Annotated in this window: 16 protein-coding genes; 8 read left to right on the top strand and 8 right to left on the bottom strand. The window is 70.5% G+C overall.

The annotated features are described in order from the left end of the window. Nucleotides 1–6 precede the first annotated feature (6 nt). From VF289_RS08040 to VF289_RS08025, 4 genes are all read right to left on the bottom strand, one after another. The gene (locus tag VF289_RS08040) at nucleotides 7–1,263 is read right to left on the bottom strand and encodes a carboxylate--amine ligase (protein ID WP_330882871.1); all 1,257 of its coding nucleotides are present in this window, start codon (nucleotides 1,261–1,263) and stop codon (nucleotides 7–9) included. A 31-nt stretch (nucleotides 1,264–1,294) separates the two neighbouring features. After that, entirely contained in the window at nucleotides 1,295–2,197 is a 903-nt protein-coding gene (locus VF289_RS08035; protein ID WP_330882869.1) for a sugar ABC transporter permease, read from the bottom strand. Nucleotides 2,198–2,217: 20 nt separating this feature from the next. After that, entirely contained in the window at nucleotides 2,218–3,795 is a 1,578-nt protein-coding gene (locus VF289_RS08030; protein WP_330882867.1) for an ABC transporter permease subunit, read from the bottom strand. 122 nt (nucleotides 3,796–3,917) lie between these two features. Then, nucleotides 3,918–5,195, bottom strand: a complete 1,278-nt coding sequence (locus VF289_RS08025; protein ID WP_330882865.1) for a sugar ABC transporter substrate-binding protein — start codon at nucleotides 5,193–5,195, stop codon at nucleotides 3,918–3,920. A 160-nt stretch (nucleotides 5,196–5,355) separates the two neighbouring features. Between VF289_RS08025 and VF289_RS08020 the strand changes: the two genes are divergently transcribed. Next, nucleotides 5,356–6,375 (top strand): LacI family DNA-binding transcriptional regulator, encoded by a 1,020-nt coding sequence (locus VF289_RS08020; protein WP_330882863.1) that lies wholly within the window; start codon nucleotides 5,356–5,358, stop codon nucleotides 6,373–6,375. Next, complete coding sequence (gene trpS / locus VF289_RS08015; protein WP_330882862.1) at nucleotides 6,372–7,448, top strand: tryptophan--tRNA ligase; 1,077 nt, start codon at nucleotides 6,372–6,374, stop codon at nucleotides 7,446–7,448. Before VF289_RS08020 ends, trpS begins: the two co-directional genes overlap by 4 nt. Nucleotides 7,449–7,512: 64 nt before the next feature. On the opposite strand, the gene VF289_RS08010 is transcribed toward trpS, so the two are convergent. Further along, the gene (locus VF289_RS08010; RefSeq protein ID WP_330882861.1) at nucleotides 7,513–9,072 is read right to left on the bottom strand and encodes a DUF5129 domain-containing protein; all 1,560 of its coding nucleotides are present in this window, start codon (nucleotides 9,070–9,072) and stop codon (nucleotides 7,513–7,515) included. Nucleotides 9,073–9,293: 221 nt separating this feature from the next. Between VF289_RS08010 and cysK the strand changes: the two genes are divergently transcribed. Next, the gene (cysK, locus tag VF289_RS08005) at nucleotides 9,294–10,223 is read left to right on the top strand and encodes a cysteine synthase A (RefSeq protein WP_330882859.1); all 930 of its coding nucleotides are present in this window, start codon (nucleotides 9,294–9,296) and stop codon (nucleotides 10,221–10,223) included. A 16-nt stretch (nucleotides 10,224–10,239) separates the two neighbouring features. Beyond that, a complete protein-coding gene (gene epsC / locus VF289_RS08000) occupies nucleotides 10,240–10,827 on the top strand; it encodes a serine O-acetyltransferase EpsC (RefSeq protein ID WP_330882857.1) in 588 nt (195 codons plus the stop codon). A 106-nt stretch (nucleotides 10,828–10,933) separates the two neighbouring features. Here epsC and VF289_RS07995 read toward each other — a convergent pair whose 3' ends face one another. Together VF289_RS07995 and VF289_RS07990 are read right to left on the bottom strand one after the other, a co-directional pair. Continuing rightward, nucleotides 10,934–11,713, bottom strand: coding sequence for an SIR2 family NAD-dependent protein deacylase (locus VF289_RS07995; protein WP_330882855.1), 780 nt, complete (start codon nucleotides 11,711–11,713; stop codon nucleotides 10,934–10,936). Then, nucleotides 11,710–12,555, bottom strand: a complete 846-nt coding sequence (locus VF289_RS07990) for an aldo/keto reductase (protein WP_330882853.1) — start codon at nucleotides 12,553–12,555, stop codon at nucleotides 11,710–11,712. The genes VF289_RS07995 and VF289_RS07990 overlap by 4 nt, the downstream gene beginning before the upstream one ends. A gap of 115 nt (nucleotides 12,556–12,670) precedes the next feature. On the opposite strand from VF289_RS07990, the gene VF289_RS07985 reads away from it, so the two are divergent. Beyond that, nucleotides 12,671–13,903, top strand: coding sequence for an arginine deiminase (locus tag VF289_RS07985; protein ID WP_330882851.1), 1,233 nt, complete (start codon nucleotides 12,671–12,673; stop codon nucleotides 13,901–13,903). A 73-nt stretch (nucleotides 13,904–13,976) separates the two neighbouring features. On the opposite strand, the gene VF289_RS07980 is transcribed toward VF289_RS07985, so the two are convergent. Next, nucleotides 13,977–14,543, bottom strand: coding sequence for a GNAT family N-acetyltransferase (locus tag VF289_RS07980; protein WP_330882940.1), 567 nt, complete (start codon nucleotides 14,541–14,543; stop codon nucleotides 13,977–13,979). A gap of 228 nt (nucleotides 14,544–14,771) precedes the next feature. Here VF289_RS07980 and gcvT point away from each other — a divergent pair, with 228 nt between their 5' ends. The 3 genes from gcvT (at nucleotide 14,772) to gcvP (ending at nucleotide 19,401) form a co-directional block, all read left to right on the top strand. After that, complete coding sequence (gene gcvT, locus VF289_RS07975; protein ID WP_330882849.1) at nucleotides 14,772–15,905, top strand: glycine cleavage system aminomethyltransferase GcvT; 1,134 nt, start codon at nucleotides 14,772–14,774, stop codon at nucleotides 15,903–15,905. Between the two features lie 69 nt (nucleotides 15,906–15,974). Further along, on the top strand, nucleotides 15,975–16,346 hold the full coding sequence (gene gcvH, locus VF289_RS07970) for a glycine cleavage system protein GcvH (RefSeq protein WP_330882847.1): 372 nt from the start codon (nucleotides 15,975–15,977) through the stop codon (nucleotides 16,344–16,346). Between the two features lie 112 nt (nucleotides 16,347–16,458). After that, nucleotides 16,459–19,401 carry an aminomethyl-transferring glycine dehydrogenase gene (gene gcvP, locus VF289_RS07965; RefSeq protein ID WP_330882845.1) on the top strand — a complete coding sequence of 981 codons (2,943 nt, stop codon included), beginning with the start codon at nucleotides 16,459–16,461 and terminating at the stop codon, nucleotides 19,399–19,401. The last annotated feature ends 70 nt before the right edge of the window (nucleotides 19,402–19,471 follow it).

Here is a 19,471-nt window from a genome sequence, read left to right as displayed (position 1 = left end):
CGGGGCTCAGAATCCGGTGTCGGTGGGACGCGGGTACACGGCACGGTACTTGCGCACGAAGTTCAGGCCGGAGGCGACGGAGTACGCCCGCATCCACAGACCTTCAGGACCGTACCGGAAGGGATTGCGCAGGCCCCTGCGCGCCACGCGGCGCACGTGCGCATGCAGAGCGGCATCGCGCACATAGCGCAGCACCAGACGCAGCGGCAGGATGGTGTAGAGGACCGGCGCGGTCACCACCACCTGCGTCAGGTCGCGGTCGTGGATTCGATCGGCGACCACGTGGCGCGCCACCGACTCCCCGGCGGCGGTGACGTAGTAGTTGTTGCGACCGATGCGGGGATTGATCTCGAAGAAGCACTCGGCGCCGGTGCGCGGGTCGACCTTCACATCGAAGTTCGCGAAGCCGACGTAGTCCACGGCGTCCAGGAACTTCTCGGCCGCGGCGGTGAGGGTGGGGAAGTCGCCGGTGACCATGGCCGCAGGGCGACCCAGAGCCTCCGGGGTGTGCTCGCCCAGCAGCACCTGGGCCGCGCACAGCAGCGTCACCTTCCCGCGGCTGGAGCGGTAGGCGGTGATCGAGCGCTGCGCGGTGTCATCGCCCTCGATGAGCTCCTGGAACAGGAACCGCCCGGTGAACCCGGACTCCTGCAGCCGCCGCACCAGATCATGCTGCTCGGCCGCGGACTCCAGGAAGAAGACCTTCCGCTTCCCCGGGAACTCCACGTGGTGGTACTCCGCGGTGTTCGCGGCCTTGCCGACCACCGGATAGGACCAGGGCAGCTCGTCCAATCCGTTCCAGTCCGGTTCCTCGGCGCGGGCGAAGTCGACGATCACGGTGGGCACCGTGGTGATGCCGAGCTCCTGGCAGATCTCGGCGAACTCCGCCTTGTCCGCGAGGCGGGAGAGCAGCGCCCCGTCGACCTGGGCGAGGAGGTAGTGCGCTTCGAGGTCCGTGCGGAAGCGATCGATGAAGTCGATCAGGGAGTCCGCATTGGTCAGCAGCAGCGCGGGCCGGCCGGCAGGTCGCTGCGCGGCGAGGTCGATCAGCGCGTCGCGCATGTCCTCATCGCTCGCCTCGGCCCCGAGGACCAGCAGGTCCGAGGTGACGGTGTGCTCGTTCATCGCGACCGGGATGCGCACCACCGTGGTGCAGCGCATCCGGTACTGCTGATGGAAGGCGATCGTGAGGTTCAGGGAGTTCAGACCGGCCCCGAGGACGACGACGTCGAACCCGGGGTCGGTCGGGGAAGCAGCAGGCATGCGGTCGATGGTAATCGGGAATCCGGCCGCCTCAGCCCTTGACGGCACCTGCCGTGGAACCGCCCACGATGTACCGCTGCAGGAACTGGTAGAGGATGATCACCGGGATCATCACCATCACGGACCCGGCGGCGAAGACGCCCAGGTTGTTCGAGCGGTCCGAGGAGAACATCCCGTACATGCCCACCGCGAGGGTCTTCTTCGAATCGTCGGTGAGGAAGATCGATCCGATCAGGAACTCGCTCATCGACCCCACCAGCGCGAGCAGGAGCGTGGTGGCCAGGATCGGGGTCATCGACGGCACCAGGATCTTGCGGAACGCCTGCCAATGGGTCGCGCCGTCGATGATGGCGGCCTCGTCCAGGGACTTCGGGATGGTGTCGAAGAAGCCCTTGAGGAGCCAGACCTGGCCGAACGCCCCGCCCATCAGCACGGCGATGTAGCCGGCCAGGGTGTTCAGCCCCAGCATCGGCACCGCCTCGCCGAGGTCCGCGATCATCGTGTACACCGCGATCATCGACAGGATCGCGGGGAACATCATGATCAGCAGCACCGCGAGCATGCCGCCGCGGCGGCCGCGGAAGCGGAAGCGGCTGAACGCGTAGGCGGCCAGCAGGGAGAGGAAGACCTGCCCGACGGCGACCACCCCGCACACGATGATCGTGTTGAGGTACCAGCGCAGGAAGTTCGCCCGCTCCCCGCTGAGCATCGCGGCGTAGTGCTCGAGGGTGACGCCCTGGGTGGGGATCAGCCCTGCCGAGGACAGGGAGCCGCTCTCGTTCACCGAGGCGGAGAGGACGAAGAGGATCGGGAAGACCGCGAAGGCGATCGCCAGCACGCCGACGACGTGCCGCCAGCCGATCTCCGTGAACCAGCGGCCGAAGGGCATGCGTCGTCGGCGCGGCGGGACGCGGTCGGCGGTGGTGGTGCTCATGGTGGACCCCTTCCGCGGGTTCAGTTGACGTCTTCGAGGACGTTGGTGAATCGGAACTGGATGGCCGCCAGCACACCGGTGAGGATGAACAGGCAGACGGAGACTGCGGAGGCGAAGCCGAAATCGGCCCCGGAGCCGCCGAAGGCGATGCGGTAGACCATCGAGATGAGGATGTCCGTGGCGCCTCGGCCGGAACCGTCGGGGAACGGACCGCCCTCGGTGAGCAGCTCGATCGCGTTGAAGTTGTTGAAGTTGAAGGCGAAGGACGAGACCAGCAGCGGCGCCACGGCCACCAGCAGCAGCGGCAGCACGATCTTCGAGGTGGCCTGCAGGGGAGACGCGCCGTCCATCCGGGCGGCCTCCTTCAGCTCGTCCGGGATCGCCTGCAGCGCACCGGTGGAGACGATGAACATGTACGGGAAGCCCATCCATAGGTTCGTCAGCAGCACCGCCGCCTTGGCCAGGGTGGGATCGCCGAACCAGTTCAGGTCCAGGCCCAGGGTCTGGTTGACCAGCCCGAACTCCTGGTTGTAGAAGTTCGACCACACCAGCAGCGAGATGAAGCCCGGGATCGCGTAGGGCATGATCAGCACCGACCGGTAGATCCGCCGGCCCGTGAGCCGCTGATCGTTGAGGATCAGAGCCAGGGCGAAGCCCAGCGCGAAAGTCAGCAGCACGGAGCCCGCCGCGAACACCAGGGTCCACACGAAGGCCGAGAAGAACTGCCCCGCGACGGTGGAGTTGGTGAACAGCCGCTCGTAGTTGGACAGCCCCACGTCCTGCAGCCAGCCCTGGGAGAAGGCACGCTCCCCGGCGGAATCGACGAAGTACTGCTCGTCCCCGATCGTGCCGACGGTGTACTCCTCACCGGTGGAGGTGTCCACGATGGTGTCGCTCGCCTCGTCGTACTGCAGCACGGTGGTGCCCACGAACGCCTGGTTCACGCCCAGGGGACGCACCGCGGAGGACTCGTCGACCGGGACCGAGAGCTCCATCAGCTCGTTGTAGACGGCGTTGACCTGGCCGGCGTCCAGCACGGTGAGCCCGTCGACCTCGGTCACCCGGCCATCGGCCACGGTGACGTCACCGGCGTCGACCTCCTCGAGCGCGGTCTCGGCATCACCCCGGAAGATCGTGCCGTCGGAGGGGTTGACCAGGTACAGCTCGAAGGGCCCCTCGGTGGGGGTGCCCGCCGTCGCGACCGTCATCGTGTAGCGCGGGGCGTCGGCGCTCTGCTGGACGGAGTTCGCGACGATGGAGCCGACAGCCTGCTCCTTGGTCCCGCGGGTGCCGTCGCCGTAGTTGGTGAAGGAGTACCCGACGGTGAGCGCGATCGGCAGGATCAGGAAGACCGAGAGGAAGAAGGTGCCGGGGAAGAGGTACTTCCCGGGCACGAAGCGCTTGGTCGAGTACAGGGCGAAGATCCCGGCCGCGGCGAGCACCAGCACCCCCAGCCACATCCAGGACTGCTGGGAGATCAGCACCGGTGCGATGAACACGGTCACCGCGAGGGTGATGCCGAGCACGGCGATGCGAGCGACCTGAGCCGGCACCGTGGTGGACCGGCTTCGATGCGCGGGGGCATGCGTCGAGGTCATGAGGCGACTCTGCCTTTCGGGGACTGGACGAGCAGGGACGGCGGAACGACGGGGCGACGGCGCGGAGCGATCCGCCGCGCCGGCCGCAGGGGCACAGGCAGCGGCGGATCGCTCCCTCCCGGTCAGCCGATCGCGGCGGCGATCTCCTCGCCGGCGGCCTCCATGGCCGCGTGCGGGTCGTCCCCGCCGACGATGTTGGCCTGAGCGATGCCCAGCGGCTCCCAGATGGCGGACATCGCCGGGATGGCGGGCATCGGGGCGGCGGCCTCGGCGGCCTCGGCGAAGATCATCACGTGCTCATCCGTGGAGGCGATCTCCTCGCGCAGCTGGAGGTTCACCGGCGGCAGCGGGTTCGCCTCGTACATGGCCTTGGCGACGTCGGGGGAGCTGGCGACATCGGTCATGAACTGCTGGGCGAATCCGGCGTTGGCCGCGTTCGAGGCGACGTAGAACGAGTTCACGCCCGCGAACGGTGCCGCAGGCTCCATGCCCTCGAAGCCGGGGACGGGGGAGACCGTGAAGTCGATGCCCGAGTCGCGCACGTCCGCCAGGGCCCACGGGCCGGAGATCAGGTACGCGGCCTTGCCCTCCGCGAACAGCGAGATCGAGTTGTCGCCGGTGATGGAGTTCTTCAGCACGCCCTGCTCGCCGAGCTCGGAGATCTTGTCCGCTGAGGCGAGCGAGCCCTCCTCGCCCACGCCCAGGTCTGAGGGGTCGAGGTTGCCCTCGGAGTCCTCTCCGAACAGGTAGCCGCCGGCGGAGGTGTAGAGGGGCTGCATGTGGTACGGATCGCCGGACTCGCCGATCGGGAGCGCGAGGATGTTCTCGGCGCCCCCGGCCTCCGCCGCGGAGATGAGCTCCTCGATCGACGCCGGCTCGGCGACATCGGTGAGCTCGTTGTTCGCGTACAGCGCGAGGGTCTCGACCGCATACGGCACGCCGTAGGTCTGGCCGTCGTAGGTCACGGCCTCGATGCCGATCGGGGCGATGGTGTCGGCGACGTCGCCGGGCAGCTGCACGGGGGAGATCGCACCGTTCTGCACCAGGTTGCCGATCCAGTCATGGGCGCCCATGGTGACGTCAGGACCGTTGCCGGCCTGGTTGGCGGTGATGAAGTTCCCCTGCAGCTCGTCGCCGGGGACGACCTCGACGACGACCTCGATGCCGTTCTCCTCGCCCCAGGCCTTCGCGGAGGGCTCCAGCGCGGGAGCCTTCTCCTCGTCGGCCCAGATCACGAGCGTGCCGGCACCACCGGCGGCACCGCCCCCGCCGTCGGAGGCGCCGCCGGAGCCGGAGCCGGTGTCGGCGCCGGAATCGCTGTCGCCGCCGCAGGCGGCGAGCACGGTCATCGAGGCGGCGAGGCCACCCAGGGCCAGGAAGTTCTTACGACGGATCTGCACGTCTTCTCCTTTGAATCGTGGTCGGTCTCGACCGTTCCAGGACGATGCCTGATGGCGTCACTGTAGATCTCGGGGCGCGGTCTGTGCAAGAATACGCAAGAACTTGCAGATGACGATCTGGACACGGTGAGGACGCCGCGGGTCCGGGAGGGAGCGTGGGATGACGCGACTCATCGATATCGCGAAGACGGCCGGGGTCAGCGAGGCGACAGTCTCCCGGGTGCTCAACGGGCGCGCGGGCGTGAACGAGACGACGCGCAGGTCCGTGCTGGATGTGGCCCGCCAGATGGGGCGCGATGTGGGCCCCGCGGCCGCCGGTGGCGGTCCGCTCGTGGGGGTGCTCGTGCCTGATCTCGACAACCAGGTCTTCACCGCCTGGGCGGAGCGCATCGAGGCCGAGCTGTTCGAGCGCGGAGCCTCCACCCTGGTGGCGCTGAGGGCCCGCACGGTCGAGCGTGAGCGCGATATCTTGCAACGCTTTCTGCACTGCGGTGTCGAGGCGATCATCGTCGTCTCCGGTCATCACGCCCAGGAGCGCGCACCACTGGACCACTACCGCGAGCTGACCGCCGCCGGCATCCCGCTGGTGCTCGTCAACGGCGTGCGGGAGGACCTGGAGGCGGCCTTCCTGTCCACCGATGACGAGCACGCCGTCCGCTCGGTGCTCACCCATCTGCAGGACCTCGGTCATCAGCGGGTGGGGCTCGCCGTCGGCGATGAGCACACCTGGCCGGTGCGCGAGAAGCTGCGCGTGTTCGAGCAGGTCACCAGCGAGTGGGGGACTGATCCGCAGCCGGTCGCCTTCACCGACTTCTCCTATGCGGGCGGCTATGAGGCCGCGCGGGATCTCGTCGGGCGCGGCGCGACGGCGATCGTGTGCGGTTCGGACGTGATGGCCGCCGGAGCCCTCGAGGGCGTGCGCTCCCAGGGCCTCGCCGTGCCGCGCGACGTCTCCGTGGTCGGCTACGACGACGTCTTCTGGGCCTCGCTGACCAATCCGCCGCTGACCACCGTGCGCCAGGCCGTCGGCTCCATCGCCCGCGCCGCCGTGCGCACCGCCCTCGGCGGCGGCGAGGACTCCCGCCGCCCCGCCCGCACCGAGGTGGTGGTCCAGCCGCAGCTGATCGTGCGCGGCTCGACCGCGGCGGCACCCGACGGGGCCGCTACCATGGAGTGGTGACCGCACCGAACCACGCCCGCACCAGCTACGACACCGCCCAGCAGCGCAGCGACAAGATCTGGTCCCAGATCCAGACCGATCCCTCGGGCCTGCGCATGCTCACCGGTGACCGCCCCACCGGCGCCCTGCACATCGGCCATTACTTCGGCTCGCTGCGCAACCGAGTGCGCCTGCAGGACGCGGGCGTGGAGACCTGGCTCATCGTCGCGGACTACCAGGTGATCACCGATCGTGAGGTCACCGGGGACATCAAGGGGTCGGTGCGCGAGCTGCTCACCGACTACCTGGCCGCCGGGATCGATCCCGAGCGCTCGACGATCTTCGCGCACTCCGCGGTGCCGGCGCTGAACCAGCTGATGCTCCCCTTCCTGTCGCTGGTCACCCAGCCAGAGCTGGAGCGGAACCCCACCGTGAAGACCGAGCTCGCCGCGGCGGGGAAGTCCGCCATGGGCGGGCTGCTGCTCACCTACCCCGTTCACCAGGCCGCAGACATCCTGTTCTGCCACGGCAACCTGGTCCCGGTGGGCCGGGATCAGCTGCCGCACATCGAGCAGACGCGCGTGATCGCCCGCCGCTTCAACGAGCGCTACGCCGGCGGGGAGGAGTTCTTCCCGGTGCCCGATGCGCTGCTCTCGGAGGCCCCGACCATCCTCGGGCTGGATGGCGAGCACAAGATGAGCAAGTCCCGCGGGAACACCGTCATGCTGCGGATGGATCCCGACGAGACCCTGAAGAAGATCAAGAAGGCCAAGACCGACGCCGACCGCCTGATCACCTTCGATCCGGAGGGTCGTCCCGAGGTCGCGAACCTGCTCACCCTCGCCTCACAGGCCACCGGCCGGACGCCGGAGGAGATCGCCGAGGAGATCGGTGACCGCGGCGCGGGCACCCTGAAGATCTTCACGGCCGAAGCGCTCAACGAGCACCTCGCCCCGCTGCGCGCCCGCCGCGCGGAGCTCGAGCGGGACCCCGGCTATCTCTTCGAGGTGCTCCGCGCCGGCAACGAGCGCGCGAACATCGAGGCGGAGGCCACCCTCGCGAAGGTCCGCGAGGTCATGGGAATGGTCTACTGAGGCACTGCTGACCCGGGCCAGGGTCCGGGTCAGGTCCTCAGCCCGCCGGCCGGCTGCCCCTCGCTCAGAAGCGGCTCGAGCTGCCGGCGCCGGAGAATCCGCCGCCGGAGTACCCCGAGGTGCTGCCGCTGCTGGTCGAGGACGGGTCGCGGTGCTCCGCCAGCTCGGACGTGGACTCGTCGTGCCAGCTCGAGTACCACAGCACCGGGCTGAGGCTCCAGAAGACGTCGTTCCCGGAGGTCCCGACCCTCTGACGGTGGCGGCGGGCCCGCAGCGAGGTGTACTCGTGCTCCTCGTCGTCCTCGAAGTCCACGGTCGCTGCTCGCAGCACCCCCGCCTCGCTCCCGTCCTCTGCGACGCGCTCGATGCGCAGCTCCCGGAGCCGGGAGACGGCCGCCGAGAGCTCCCGAGTCAGGGTGTCCAGGCGCTCGAGGGCGGTATCGGGATCGATCCGATCGGCCTCGAGCTGCGCGGTGAGGGTCTCCATCTCCTCGGCGGCATCCCGGCCGAGCGACTCGAGATCCGTGACGGCGGCTCGCTCCTGCTCCGACATCTCCTCGTCCTCGGAGCGCAGGGACTCGATCCGGGCGAGGGAGTCCTGCAGCGGGTCCAGCTCGCGCTGCCAGGCCGCCTGCCAGTCACCCAGGCGGTGCAGCAGATCGGCGGCGGAGAGGATCGCATCGTCGGTGTCGTCCAGGTAGCCGACGGTCTCCTCGTAGTCCCGGGCCAGGCGCCGCTGAGCGGAGGCGAGGCCCCAGCCCCAGCTGCGCCGCTGCGGGTCGGGCAGCTCGGCGTGCAGGCGCTCGGCGTCGATGATCCGGCGTCCGTACTCCTCGTGGTCCTGCAGGGCTGCCTGTGCGTAGGGGGAGGAGGTCGGCAGGGTGCGCGCCGCGGTGTCGGTGAGGGAGCGCTTGGCCTGGACGTCCTGGTAGCGGGGCAGTGTGTCGTCCATGCGGCGTCGGGCCGCGCGGCGCAGCCCCAGCAGGCTCAGGGCCCAGATCGCCGCAGCGCCGACCGCGCTCGCCGCAGCCACCAGCACGCCGGGGTGCTGCCACCAGGGGCGGTGCAGCAGATCGCTGTACTTCTCGGCACCCGCTGTCAGAGCGTCCCTCCACTGCGCATCCCGGGCGTCCTCGCGCATCGCGTCCTGCACCGCGGAGAATCCGTCGTCGTCGAGCTTCACGTCCTCCCCGGCATAGGTGCCGAGGAAGCGGTTCTCCGGGTCGAGCGCGAGGATGACGGTCCCGTCGGCGTAGTGCTCGCCGTCCCCGGAGAGCAGCGACGGATCAGTGGTGCGGGCGTGATCCAGCACGGCATCGTTCAGGGCGGTGTCCTGTGCGGGATCGCCCCCGTGGTCCGTGACGTCGAGGATCAGCACCACCAGATCCAGCTCTGTGCGGAAGCCGACCTCGGACAGCTCGTTCTGCAGCACCTCACGGTCGACGGAGCCGGTCGTGTCGATCACCTTGACCGAGCGGGGCGGTTCGGCCCGGGCGGGAGCCGGGACGAGAGCAGTCAGGACGAGCAGAGCCAGTGCGCACAGCGCGACGAGGGGGCGAATGATCGGGCGGTGCGCGAGCCGGGAGTCCGGGCGCGGCGCGACGGAGTGCGGAGCAGAGAGCATGACCCGACGGTAGTGGTCTCGCCCTCGCCCGCACCTCCGACGTTCGTCGTGAGGTCACCCGCTCTCCTGGAGGTCGCCCGCTCTCCGGGAGGTCGGCCGGCCTCCAGGACGATGACCGGCCGTTGGGTATCCCCGCACGAATCCTGGATACGCCGTTATGATCGAGCCAAGCACACCTTGGATGCCCCCGAGGGGTGATCCCCGTCCCGCGAAGGAGAAACATGCCCATCTACGAGAACGTCTCCGAACTCGTCGGCCGCACTCCGCTGGTCAAGCTCAACCGCCTGGGGGACGAGGTCAAGGCGACGATCGTCGCCAAGCTCGAGTTCTACAACCCCGCCAGTTCCGTCAAGGACCGCATCGGCGTGGCGATGATCGACGCCGCCGAGGCGTCCGGCCAGCTGCAGCCCGGTGGCACCATCGTCGAGGCCACCAGCGGCAACACGGGGATCGCGCTGGCGATGATCGGCAGCTCCCGCGGCTACAAGGTCGTCCTGACCATGCCCGAGTCGATGTCCAAGGAGCGGCGGATGCTGCTGCGCGCCTACGGCGCCGAGCTGATCCTCACCGAGGCGCCCAAGGGCATGAAGGGCGCGGTCGAGAAGGCGGAGGAGATCGCCGCCGAGACCGGCGCCGTCCAGGTGCGCCAGTTCGACAACCCCGCCAACGTCGAGGTCCACCGCCGCACCACCGCCGAGGAGATCTGGGCCGACACCGACGGCACCGTCGACGTGCTGGTCGCCGGCATCGGCACCGGCGGCACCATCAGCGGCGTCGGCCAGGTGCTCAAGGAGCGCAAGCCGGGGGTGAAGATCATCGCCGTCGAGCCCGAGGAGTCGGCGATCCTCAACGGCGGGCAGCCCGGCCCGCACAAGATCCAGGGGCTCGGCGCGAACTTCGTGCCCAGCATCCTGGACCGTGAGATCTACGACGAGGTCATCGACATCGATGCGCAGACCGCGATGGAGCGTGCCCGTTCGGTGGGCCGCACCGAGGGCCTGCTGGTGGGGATCTCCTCCGGCGCCGCCATCGAGGCCGCCGTGCGGGTCGGCTCCCGGGAGGAGTTCGCGGGGAAGACCATCGTGGTGGTGGTGCCGTCCTTCGGCGAGCGCTACCTCTCCACCCCGCTGTACGCCGAGCTCGCGGACTGAGCCCCGGATCACGAACATGGTGACGAGCCCGCTCGATCGGGTGATGAGCGTCGTCGCGACGGTCCGTGAGGACCTCGCGGCGGCGCATCGTCGTGACCCGGCCGCGACCGACGACCTGTCGATCCTGCTCACGTCTCCGGGCCTGCACGCGATCTGGACCCACCGGGTGGCGCACCGGCTGTGGGAGCGCGGGGCGCGGCTGCCGGCCCTGGTGCTCGCCCAGGGAGCCCGCTCGGTGACCGGGGTGGAGATCCACCCCGGGGCGAGAGTCGGCCGGCGCTTCTTCATCGACCACGGCATGGGCGTGGTCGTGGGGGAGACCGCCGAGGTCGGGGACGACGTCATGCTCTACCACGGGGTCACCCTCGGCGGACGCTCCATGGAGAGGGTCAAGCGCCATCCCACGGTCGGCTCCGGGGTGACGATCGGCGCCGGGGCGAGGGTGCTGGGACCCGTGGTCCTGGGCGAAGGGTCCCAGATCGGGGCGAACGCCGTGGTCGTCAAGGACGTCCCGGCCCGCGCCACAGCCGTCGGCATCCCGGCCACCGTGCGCTCCGGCTCGGCCCATCCCGAGGAGCAGGTGGACCCGGCGATCTGGATCTGAACGAGATCCGGATCCGGTCGTTAGGCGGATCCGGTCATGAGACCGATCCGGTCATGAGACGGATCCGCGCTGCGGCACGGGGCCGCTCAGCAGAGCCCAGGTCCCGTCACGAGGGGAAGGGGTCCAGGAACGAGTTCCCGCCCACGTGGTGGATCTGCCGCTCCCAGTCCGGCAGCACCTCGTGGGCGTCCTCGGCGAGGACATGGTCGAAGACAGTGCGAGCCCCGAGGGGCGGAGCGATGTCGATCAGCACCGTCTCCGCGCCGTGGGATGCCGCCAGCGGGGCGAGCTGGGCGGAGGGGAACACCACACCGCTGGTGCCGACGACCACGAACAGATCGGCCCGCTGAGCCAGTCGCGTCGCGAGGTCGAGCGCCTCCCCGGGGAGCTGCTCGTCGAAGAGCACCACGTCGGGCCGCGTCGGCTCCCCGCAGACGGGGCAGCTGCCGGGGACGCCGTGGTCCTCGGGCCGCGGCCCGTCGCCCGGGGTCAGCGGACTCGTCCACGAGCAGCGGGACCCCAGGCACACGGCGCGCAGGGCGCTGCCGTGCAGCTCGGCGACCACCTCGCTGCCGGCGGCCTGGTGCAGCCCGTCGATGTTCTGGGTGACCACCGGGGCGCCCAGCCGGGCGATCGCCCGGTGCCCCGGGGTGGGGCCGTGACCGCACGCGATCCGCGCCATCCGGCCCCACACCTGCCAGAGCTGCGGCAGGGATCCCGGGAGCAGCTCGGCGTGCATCGCCTGCTCGGTCTCCGGTTCCAGGGCCCACAGCCCGTCGGGCCCCCGGAAGGTGCCCAGACCCGTGCGGGCGCTGATCCCGGAGCCGGTGAGGAAGACGATCTCCCGATGCTCCGGCCCCGGGACGAAGCGGTCGCTCCGGGTCACCACTCCTCGTGCTCGCGCGAGTCCCAGGCGGACTCCTCACCCAGGTCCAGGGAGGCCAGCAGAGTGCGGTCCTCGTCGTCGAGGAGGAGATGGTCGAGCTCCGCGTTCTGGCGCCGGCGCTCCGGGTTCGAGGAGCGGGGGATCGCGACGATCTCCTGGTCGCGGATCCAGCGCAGGGTCACCTGAGAGGTGGTCACCCCATGCTTCTCCGCGACGCGGCGCAGCGCGAACTGCTCGCCGAGCCCCTCGCGCCCGCCCAGCGGCCCCCAGGCCTCGGTGACGATCCCGTGCTCGCGGTGGAAGGCGAGGGCGGAGGGCCGGGGCAGAGCGGGGGAGAGCTGGATCTGGTTGACCTCCGGCCACACGCCCGTCGCGTCGAACAGCTCCTGCAGCTGCTCGGGGCGGAAGTTCGAGACGCCGATGTGCTTCGCGAGCCCCTCCTCCTTGAGGTCGATCAGGGTGCGCCAGGTCTCCAGCGCCAGGCCGCGCGAGGGATTCGGCCAGTGGATCAGCAGCAGCGCCGCCGAGGGAAGGCCCAGGCGGCGCAGCGACTCCGAGAAGCCCTGCCGGGCGGCGTCCCGGCCCTGATCGCCGCCGGCGATCTTGGTGGTCACGAGGATCTCGGCCGGGTCGATGCCCGAGCGGCGCACACCCTCGCCCACCGCTGCCTCGTTGCCGTACTGGGCGGCGGTGTCGACGAGGCGGTAGCCCTCGCGCAGCGCGGCGGCGACCACCTCGGCGCCCTCGGGGCCCTTGGGGCTTCCGGTGCCGAGACCGAGCAGCGGGAAGGCGGTGCCATCGGCGAGGGGGATGGTGGGGATGGACAGCGAAGGAGCGGTCACGGAGGCCTCCGGGAGCAGAGCGGGTGCGGACCCCACCAGCGTAGCCATCGGGCGGTGCTCCGTGCACGACGGGCCTCTGCTAGCGTGCCCGCAGATCCAGAGCTGAGGAGTCCCTATGGCAGTGACAGCAGCGGAGCACACCGGAGTGCCCGACGAGATCTCCCCTCTGCGACGGGTGATCGTGCACGAGCCCGGGCAGGAGCTCGAACGCCTCACGCCCGACTCCCGGGAGGCGCTGCTGTTCGACGAGGTGCTCTGGCGGGATCGCGCCCAGGCGCAGCACCGCGAGTTCACCGCGCTGCTGCGCGACCAGGGCGTCGAGGTGCTCGAGCTGACGCGCCTGCTCGAGGACCTGCTCGAGGAGGCGTCGCTGCGGGAAGAGCTGTTGCAGCGGGCGCTGGATCCTGCGGTCCTGGGGGACATCGCCGTGCAGGACCTGCACGGCGCCCTGGCCGAGCTGGCACCGGCGTCTCTGGTGGACGTGCTCATCGGAGGCATCACCGTGGGGGAGCTGCGGGCGCTGGGCGCGAGCCCTCGCTCGATCGCCCTGCACGGGGTGGGGGAGGAGCACCTGGTCCTGGACCCGCTGCCCAACCACCTGTTCACCCGTGACCCCTCGGCCTGGATCGGGGACGTGGTCTCGGTGAGCCCCATGCGCCATTCCGCCCGGCGACGGGAGAGCCTGCACCTGGAGATGATCTATCGCCACCATCCGCGGTTCACCGGTGCAGCAGCTCCTCGCCGCATCGTGGGACGGGACGGCGCGGGCGCCGCGACCGTCGAGGGCGGGGACGTGATGATGCTGTCCCCGCGCGTGGTCGCCGTGGGGATGTCCGAGCGCACCAGCGCCGTGGGCGTCGAGCGGCTCGCCGCCGATCTGCTGGCCGACGGTTCGGTGGAGCGGGTGGTCGCGATCGCGCTGCCCCATCGCCGTTCGATGATGCACCTGGATACGGTCACCACCGTCGTCGACGAGGAGTCGATGCTGCGGTTCGGCCCGCTCGAGCCGCTGGAGACCTTCGAGATCGAGCAGCGCGGGGACCGGCTGCTCTCCCGCGCCAGGCCGGCCGACGAGATGGATGCGGTGCTCGCACGTGGTCTCGGCGTCCCCACCCTGCGGGTGCTGTCCGCACCGCTGGACCCCTATGCGGCGGCCCGGGAGCAATGGGACGACGGCTGCAACGTGCTGGCCCTCGCGCCCGGGAAGGTGGTCGCCTACGAGCGCGCCGCCGCCACCAACGACTACCTGCGCGCGCAGGGCGTCGAGGTGCTCGAGTTCGCGGGGGACGAGCTGGGGCGGGGCCGTGGAGGGCCGCGCTGCATGAGCTGCCCGGTCGCCCGGGGCTGACTGCCCCGTCGCCCGGGGCTGCGGGCGCCCGCGGTGCTGCGCGCGCCCGCGGTGAGGTCGCGGGAGCGCCGGCTCAGCGCCGGGTCGGGGGCGGCGGATCCGCAGCGGTCTGCAGCGGCTGCGCGTACTCCGGAAGCGGCTCGCCCAACGAGCGCTCCAGCAGCAGCTGCTGGGTGCCGAACTCCTCGAGCCCCTTGCGCACGGTGAAGCCGAGCTTGCGCAGCAGCGCCACGCTGCGCTTGTTGCGGGTCTGGCTCACCGCGATGACGTGCTCGTCCTCGAGGGCGCTGCGCGCCCAGTCCAGCAGGGCGATGCAGGACTCGGCGGCGAATCCCCTGCCGGTCCACTCCGGCAGCAGCGCATAGGAGAGCTCGAGCTCGTCGCGGTCGTAGCCGAGGGTGATCGAGCCGATCATGGTGTCGTCCTGGGCCAGGGCGAGGACCCAGCGCCCCCAGGTCAGCCCCAGCGGAGACAGCTCGAGCGCCTGACGGGAGGCGTAGTCCACCGCCCCGCCGAGGTACTCACGGGTGACAGGGTCGGTCATCAGGCGGATCATCGCCGCGCGATCATCGTCGCCCGGCGGCCGGATCACCAGCCGTGGGCTGCGTATCCGTACCGGCCACTCATGCGTGCCTTCCATCGTCACGCCCCCACGGTACCGGTTGCGGGACCCTCCGCGGCGGGACCTCCGGCCCGGCCCCACAGCGAGCGGGCAACTGGAGGACACCGGGCCACGGGCGAGCCTCGGCGACGGTATGGTGACCCTGGCGACACAGAGCAGTGCCGCTCGACGTCGCTGTTGCGGACCTGATGCCGCGCGAAGCACATGGGGCGGGAGCCGACCGCCCCAGGGACGACAAGGAGCACCATGGCCCTGCAGGACCTGCGCAGCACCGCACTGGAAGCGGTCCACGAGTCGCTCGGAGCGACCTTCACGGACTTCGCCGGCTGGCGGATGCCGGTCCGGTACGACTCCGACCTCGCCGAGCACAAGGCCGTCCGCGCGAGCGCCGGTCTCTTCGACCTCAGCCACATGGGGGAGATCCATCTGCGCGGACCCCAGGCCGGGGAGGCGCTGGACCACGCGCTCGCGGGCAAGCTGTCCGCGATGTCGGTCGGTCGGGCGAAGTACTCGCTGCTGCTCACCGAGGACGGCGGAGTGATCGACGACGTCATCACCTACCGCGTGGCCGAGGACCACTTCCTGGTCGTCGCCAACGCGTCCAACGCCGAGGTCGACGCCGCGGAGCTGCTCGCCCGGGCCCAGGGCTTCGACGTCGAGGTGCTCGACGCCTCCGCCGAGACCTCGTTGATCGCCGTGCAGGGTCCTGTGAGCGAGCAGATCCTCCACGACACGCTGCTGGCCGAGGGATCCGGGGTCGAGGGGCTCACCGCCGCGGACCTCACCGAGATGAAGAACTACCGCTTCGCCGAGTGCACCTACCGCGGGGAGTCGATGCTGATCGCCCGCACCGGATACACCGGCGAGGACGGCTTCGAGCTGTACGTCCCCGATCAGCACGCCGCACCCCTGTGGGAGCAGCTCACCGTCGCCGGCGGGGACCGCCTCACGCCCTGCGGGCTCGCCTGCCGCGACACCCTCCGCCTCGAGGCCGGGATGCCGCTGTACGGCAACGAGCTCGGCCGGGACATGTACCCCGCGCAGTCGGGCATGGGGCGCGTGGTCGCGCTGGCGTCGAAGGGGGACTTCGTCGGCCGCGCCGGCGTCGAGGCGGCGGATCTGACCGATCGTCCGGTCCTCGTGGGTCTGGTCGCGGAGGGCCGCCGTGCCGCGCGCGCCGACGCACAGGTGCGCGATGCGGACGGTCGCGAGGTCGGGGCGATCTCCTCCGGCGCACTGTCGCCGACGCTGGGCCACCCCATCGCCATGGCCTTCGTGTGCACCTCCGTCGCCGAGGTCGGCACCGAGCTGGTGGCCGACGTCCGCGGCAAGGACCTCCCGGTGCGGGTGGTCCCGATGCCGTTCTACCGCCGCGGCTGATCCCCGTCGGCCGTGCGGCCGGCCCCTGATTCCCCCCAGAGTTCCCTCAACCCCGGAAGGACCGATCCCATGTCCGCAGAACTCCTCTACAGCAAGGACCACGAGTGGGTCCGCGTCGAGTCCGACGGCGTGGCCGTCGTCGGCGTGACCGACTACGCCGCCGAGCAGCTCGGTGATGTCGTCTATGTCGACCTGCCCGAGGTGGACGGCGAGATCTCCGCCGGCACCGAGATGGGCGAGATCGAGTCGACCAAGTCCGTCTCCGACCTCTTCTCCCCGATCGATGGCACCGTCACCGAGATCAACGACGCCGTCGTGGACAGCCCCGAGCTGGTCAACTCCTCGCCCTTCGAGGACGGCTGGCTGATCAAGGTCCGTTTCGAGGCGCTCCCGGACGATCTGCTGAGCGCCGCGGACTACAAGGCATTCACCGAGTCCTGAGCGTCGAGGGGGCGGCTGCCACAAGGCAGTCGCCCCCTCACGGTGCCGCGCCCCGGTGCGCGGACGGCTCCACCGATCCAGAACCGCACGCAACTCCCAGGGGCATTCCTTCATGACCGCATCGCCCGCGCATGCTCACGACTCCTTCGTCCGCCGCCATGTCGGCACCGATCCCGACGCGCAGCGTCACATGCTCGAGGTCCTGGGCTACGAGTCCCTGGACGAGATGCTGCAGGCCGCCGTGCCCAGCACGATCCTGCTGGAGGGCTCCGAGGGCCCCCGCAGCGTCGCCTCCGCGGTCCCTGCCGGGATCACCGAGCCGGCGGCGCTGGACGAGCTGAAGGCCCTCGCCGACCGCAACACCGTCCACCGCTCGCTGATCGGGCTGGGCTACCACGGCACCCACACGCCCGCGGTGATCCAGCGCAACGTGCTGGAGAACCCCGCCTGGTACACCGCCTACACCCCGTACCAGCCGGAGATCTCGCAGGGCCGGCTCGAGGCGCTGCTGACCTTCCAGACGATGATCTGCGACCTCACGGGGATGGACGTCTCCAACGCCTCCACCCTCGACGAGGCCACCTCCGCGGCAGAGGCGATGCTGCTCGCCCGCCGCAGCGTCAAGCGCAATGGCAACGTGTTCCTGGTCGATGCCGACGCCCTCCCCGCCACCAAGGCGGTGCTGCAGGGTCGGGCCGACGGCCTCGGCATCGAGCTGCGCGAGGTCGACTTCGCCCGCGACGGTGCCCCCGAGGGCGAGTACTTCGGCGCCTTCCTCCAGTACCCCGGCGCCTCCGGCCGGGTGTGGGACCCCCGCGACGTGATCGCCGAGGTGAAGTCCACCAAGGCCCTCGCGATCGTCTCCGCCGACCTGCTGGCTCTCACCCTGCTGGCCTCCCCGGGCTCGCTCGGCGCGGACGTCACCGTCGGCACCTCGCAGCGCTTCGGGATCCCGCTCGGCTTCGGCGGCCCGCACGCCGGTTTCGTCGCGGTGCGCAAGGGCCTGGAGCGCCAGCTGCCGGGACGCCTGGTGGGCATCTCGCAGGATGCCGACGGCAACCCCGCCTACCGCCTCTCCCTGCAGACCCGCGAGCAGCACATCCGCCGCGAGAAGGCCACCAGCGCGATCACCACCGCACAGGTGCTGCTGGCCGTGATGGCCGCGATGTATGCCGTCTACCACGGCCCCGCGGGGCTCACCCGCATCGGCCGCACCGTCGCCGACCGCACCGCGAGCCTCGCCGACCTGCTGCGCCGCAGCGGCTTCGACCTGGTGGGCGAGAGCTTCTTCGACACCCTCGAGGTGCGCGCGACCGGCCAGGCGGCAGACCTCTCGGCCTCCCTGCGCGATGCCGGCTACCTGGTGCACACCGTGGGCGACGACCTCGTGCACCTCTCCCTCGACGAGACCACCACCCCCGACGATCTCCAGAAGATCGCCGCCGCGTTCGCCCCGCACGCCCCGACCCCCGGCCAGGATCTCGCCGCCGTGGACTCGGGGCGCGGTTGGGAGTCCCTGGTGCGCGAGGACCCCTTCCTCCAGCACCCGGTGTTCTCCTCCTTCCCCTCCGAGACGGCGATGATGCGCTACCTGCGCCGGCTCGCGGACCGCGACTTCGCACTGGACCGCGGAATGATCCCGTTGGGCTCGTGCACCATGAAGCTCAACGCCGCCACCGAGATGGCGGGGGTCACGTGGGCGGGCTTCAACGCCCTGCACCCCTTCGCTCCGCGGGAGGATGTCACCGGCTACCTGGAGATGATCACCCAGCTGGAGAGCTGGCTCGCGGACCTCACCGGATACGACACCGTCTCCCTGCAGCCCAACGCCGGGTCCCAGGGCGAGTTCGCGGGCCTGCTCGCGATCCGTGCCTACCACGCCTCGCGCGGTGAGAGCGGGCGGGACGTCTGCCTGGTGCCGAGCTCCGCCCATGGCACCAACGCCGCCTCGGCCGTCATCGCCGGGCTGCGCGTGGTCGTCGTCGCCTCCGATGCGCGCGGCAACATCGACCTCGACGACCTGAAGCAGAAGATCAAGGACCACGGCGACGAGCTCGCCGCGATCATGATCACCTATCCCTCCACGCACGGCGTGTACGAGGAGGAGGTGCGCACCGTCTGCCAGCTGGTGCACGACGCCGGCGGGCAGGTGTACGTCGACGGTGCGAACCTCAACGCCCTGCTGCAGGTGGCACACCCCGGCGAGTTCGGCGGCGACGTCTCCCACCTGAACCTGCACAAGACCTTCTGCATCCCCCACGGCGGCGGCGGCCCGGGTGTGGGTCCCGTCGCGGCGAAGGCGCATCTGGCGCCGTTCCTGCCCGGCCATCCCTCGATCCAGCAGGCCGAGCACCCGGTGGCCGGCCAGGGCCCGCAGAGCCATGGCGGGCCCCCGGTCTCCCAGGCGCCCTACGGCTCTCCCTCGATCCTGCCGATCACCTGGACCTACATCCGACTGATGGGGCCGGACGGGCTGCGCCACGCGACCGCCTCCGCGGTGCTCGCGGCGAACTACATGGCCCGCCGCCTCTCGGAGTCCTACGAGATCCTCTACACCGGCGAGAACGGCCTGGTGGCCCACGAGTGCATCGTGGATCTGCGACCCCTCACCGCCCGCACCGGGATCTCCGTGGACGATGTCGCCAAGCGGCTCATCGACTACGGCTTCCACGCCCCGACCATGTCCTTCCCTGTGGCGGGCACGCTGATGGTGGAGCCGACGGAGTCCGAGGACCTCGCCGAGATCGATCGCTTCGTCGATGCGATGCTGATGATCGCCAAGGAGGCGGAGGAGGTCCTGGCAGGGACCTGGCCGGCCGATGACAATCCGCTCGTGAACGCCCCGCACACGGCCGCCTCGATCGCGACGGGGGAGTGGACCCACCCCTATTCCCGAGAGGTGGCCGTCTACCCGGGCAGCTGGACCGCGCTCGAGGACGACTCCGTGCACGACAGCGCCCAGATGCGGATCCAGTCGAAGTACTGGCCGCCGGTGCGCCGCGTCGAACAGGCCTTCGGCGACCGCAACCTCGTCCCCACCTGGTCCCGGGACTGAGGACCGGACATGCGGTGACAGGAGTGACGTGTGAACCGCCGTGACGCCCCGGTTTTCGGCCGGGGCGTCA

Origin of the sequence: Brachybacterium sp., assembly GCF_036379615.1 — a bacterium.
Taxonomy (GTDB): Bacteria; Actinomycetota; Actinomycetes; order Actinomycetales; family Dermabacteraceae; genus Brachybacterium.
The sequence above is the reverse complement of the archived record's forward strand: the minus strand, read 5'-3'. Positions and strand labels throughout refer to the sequence as shown.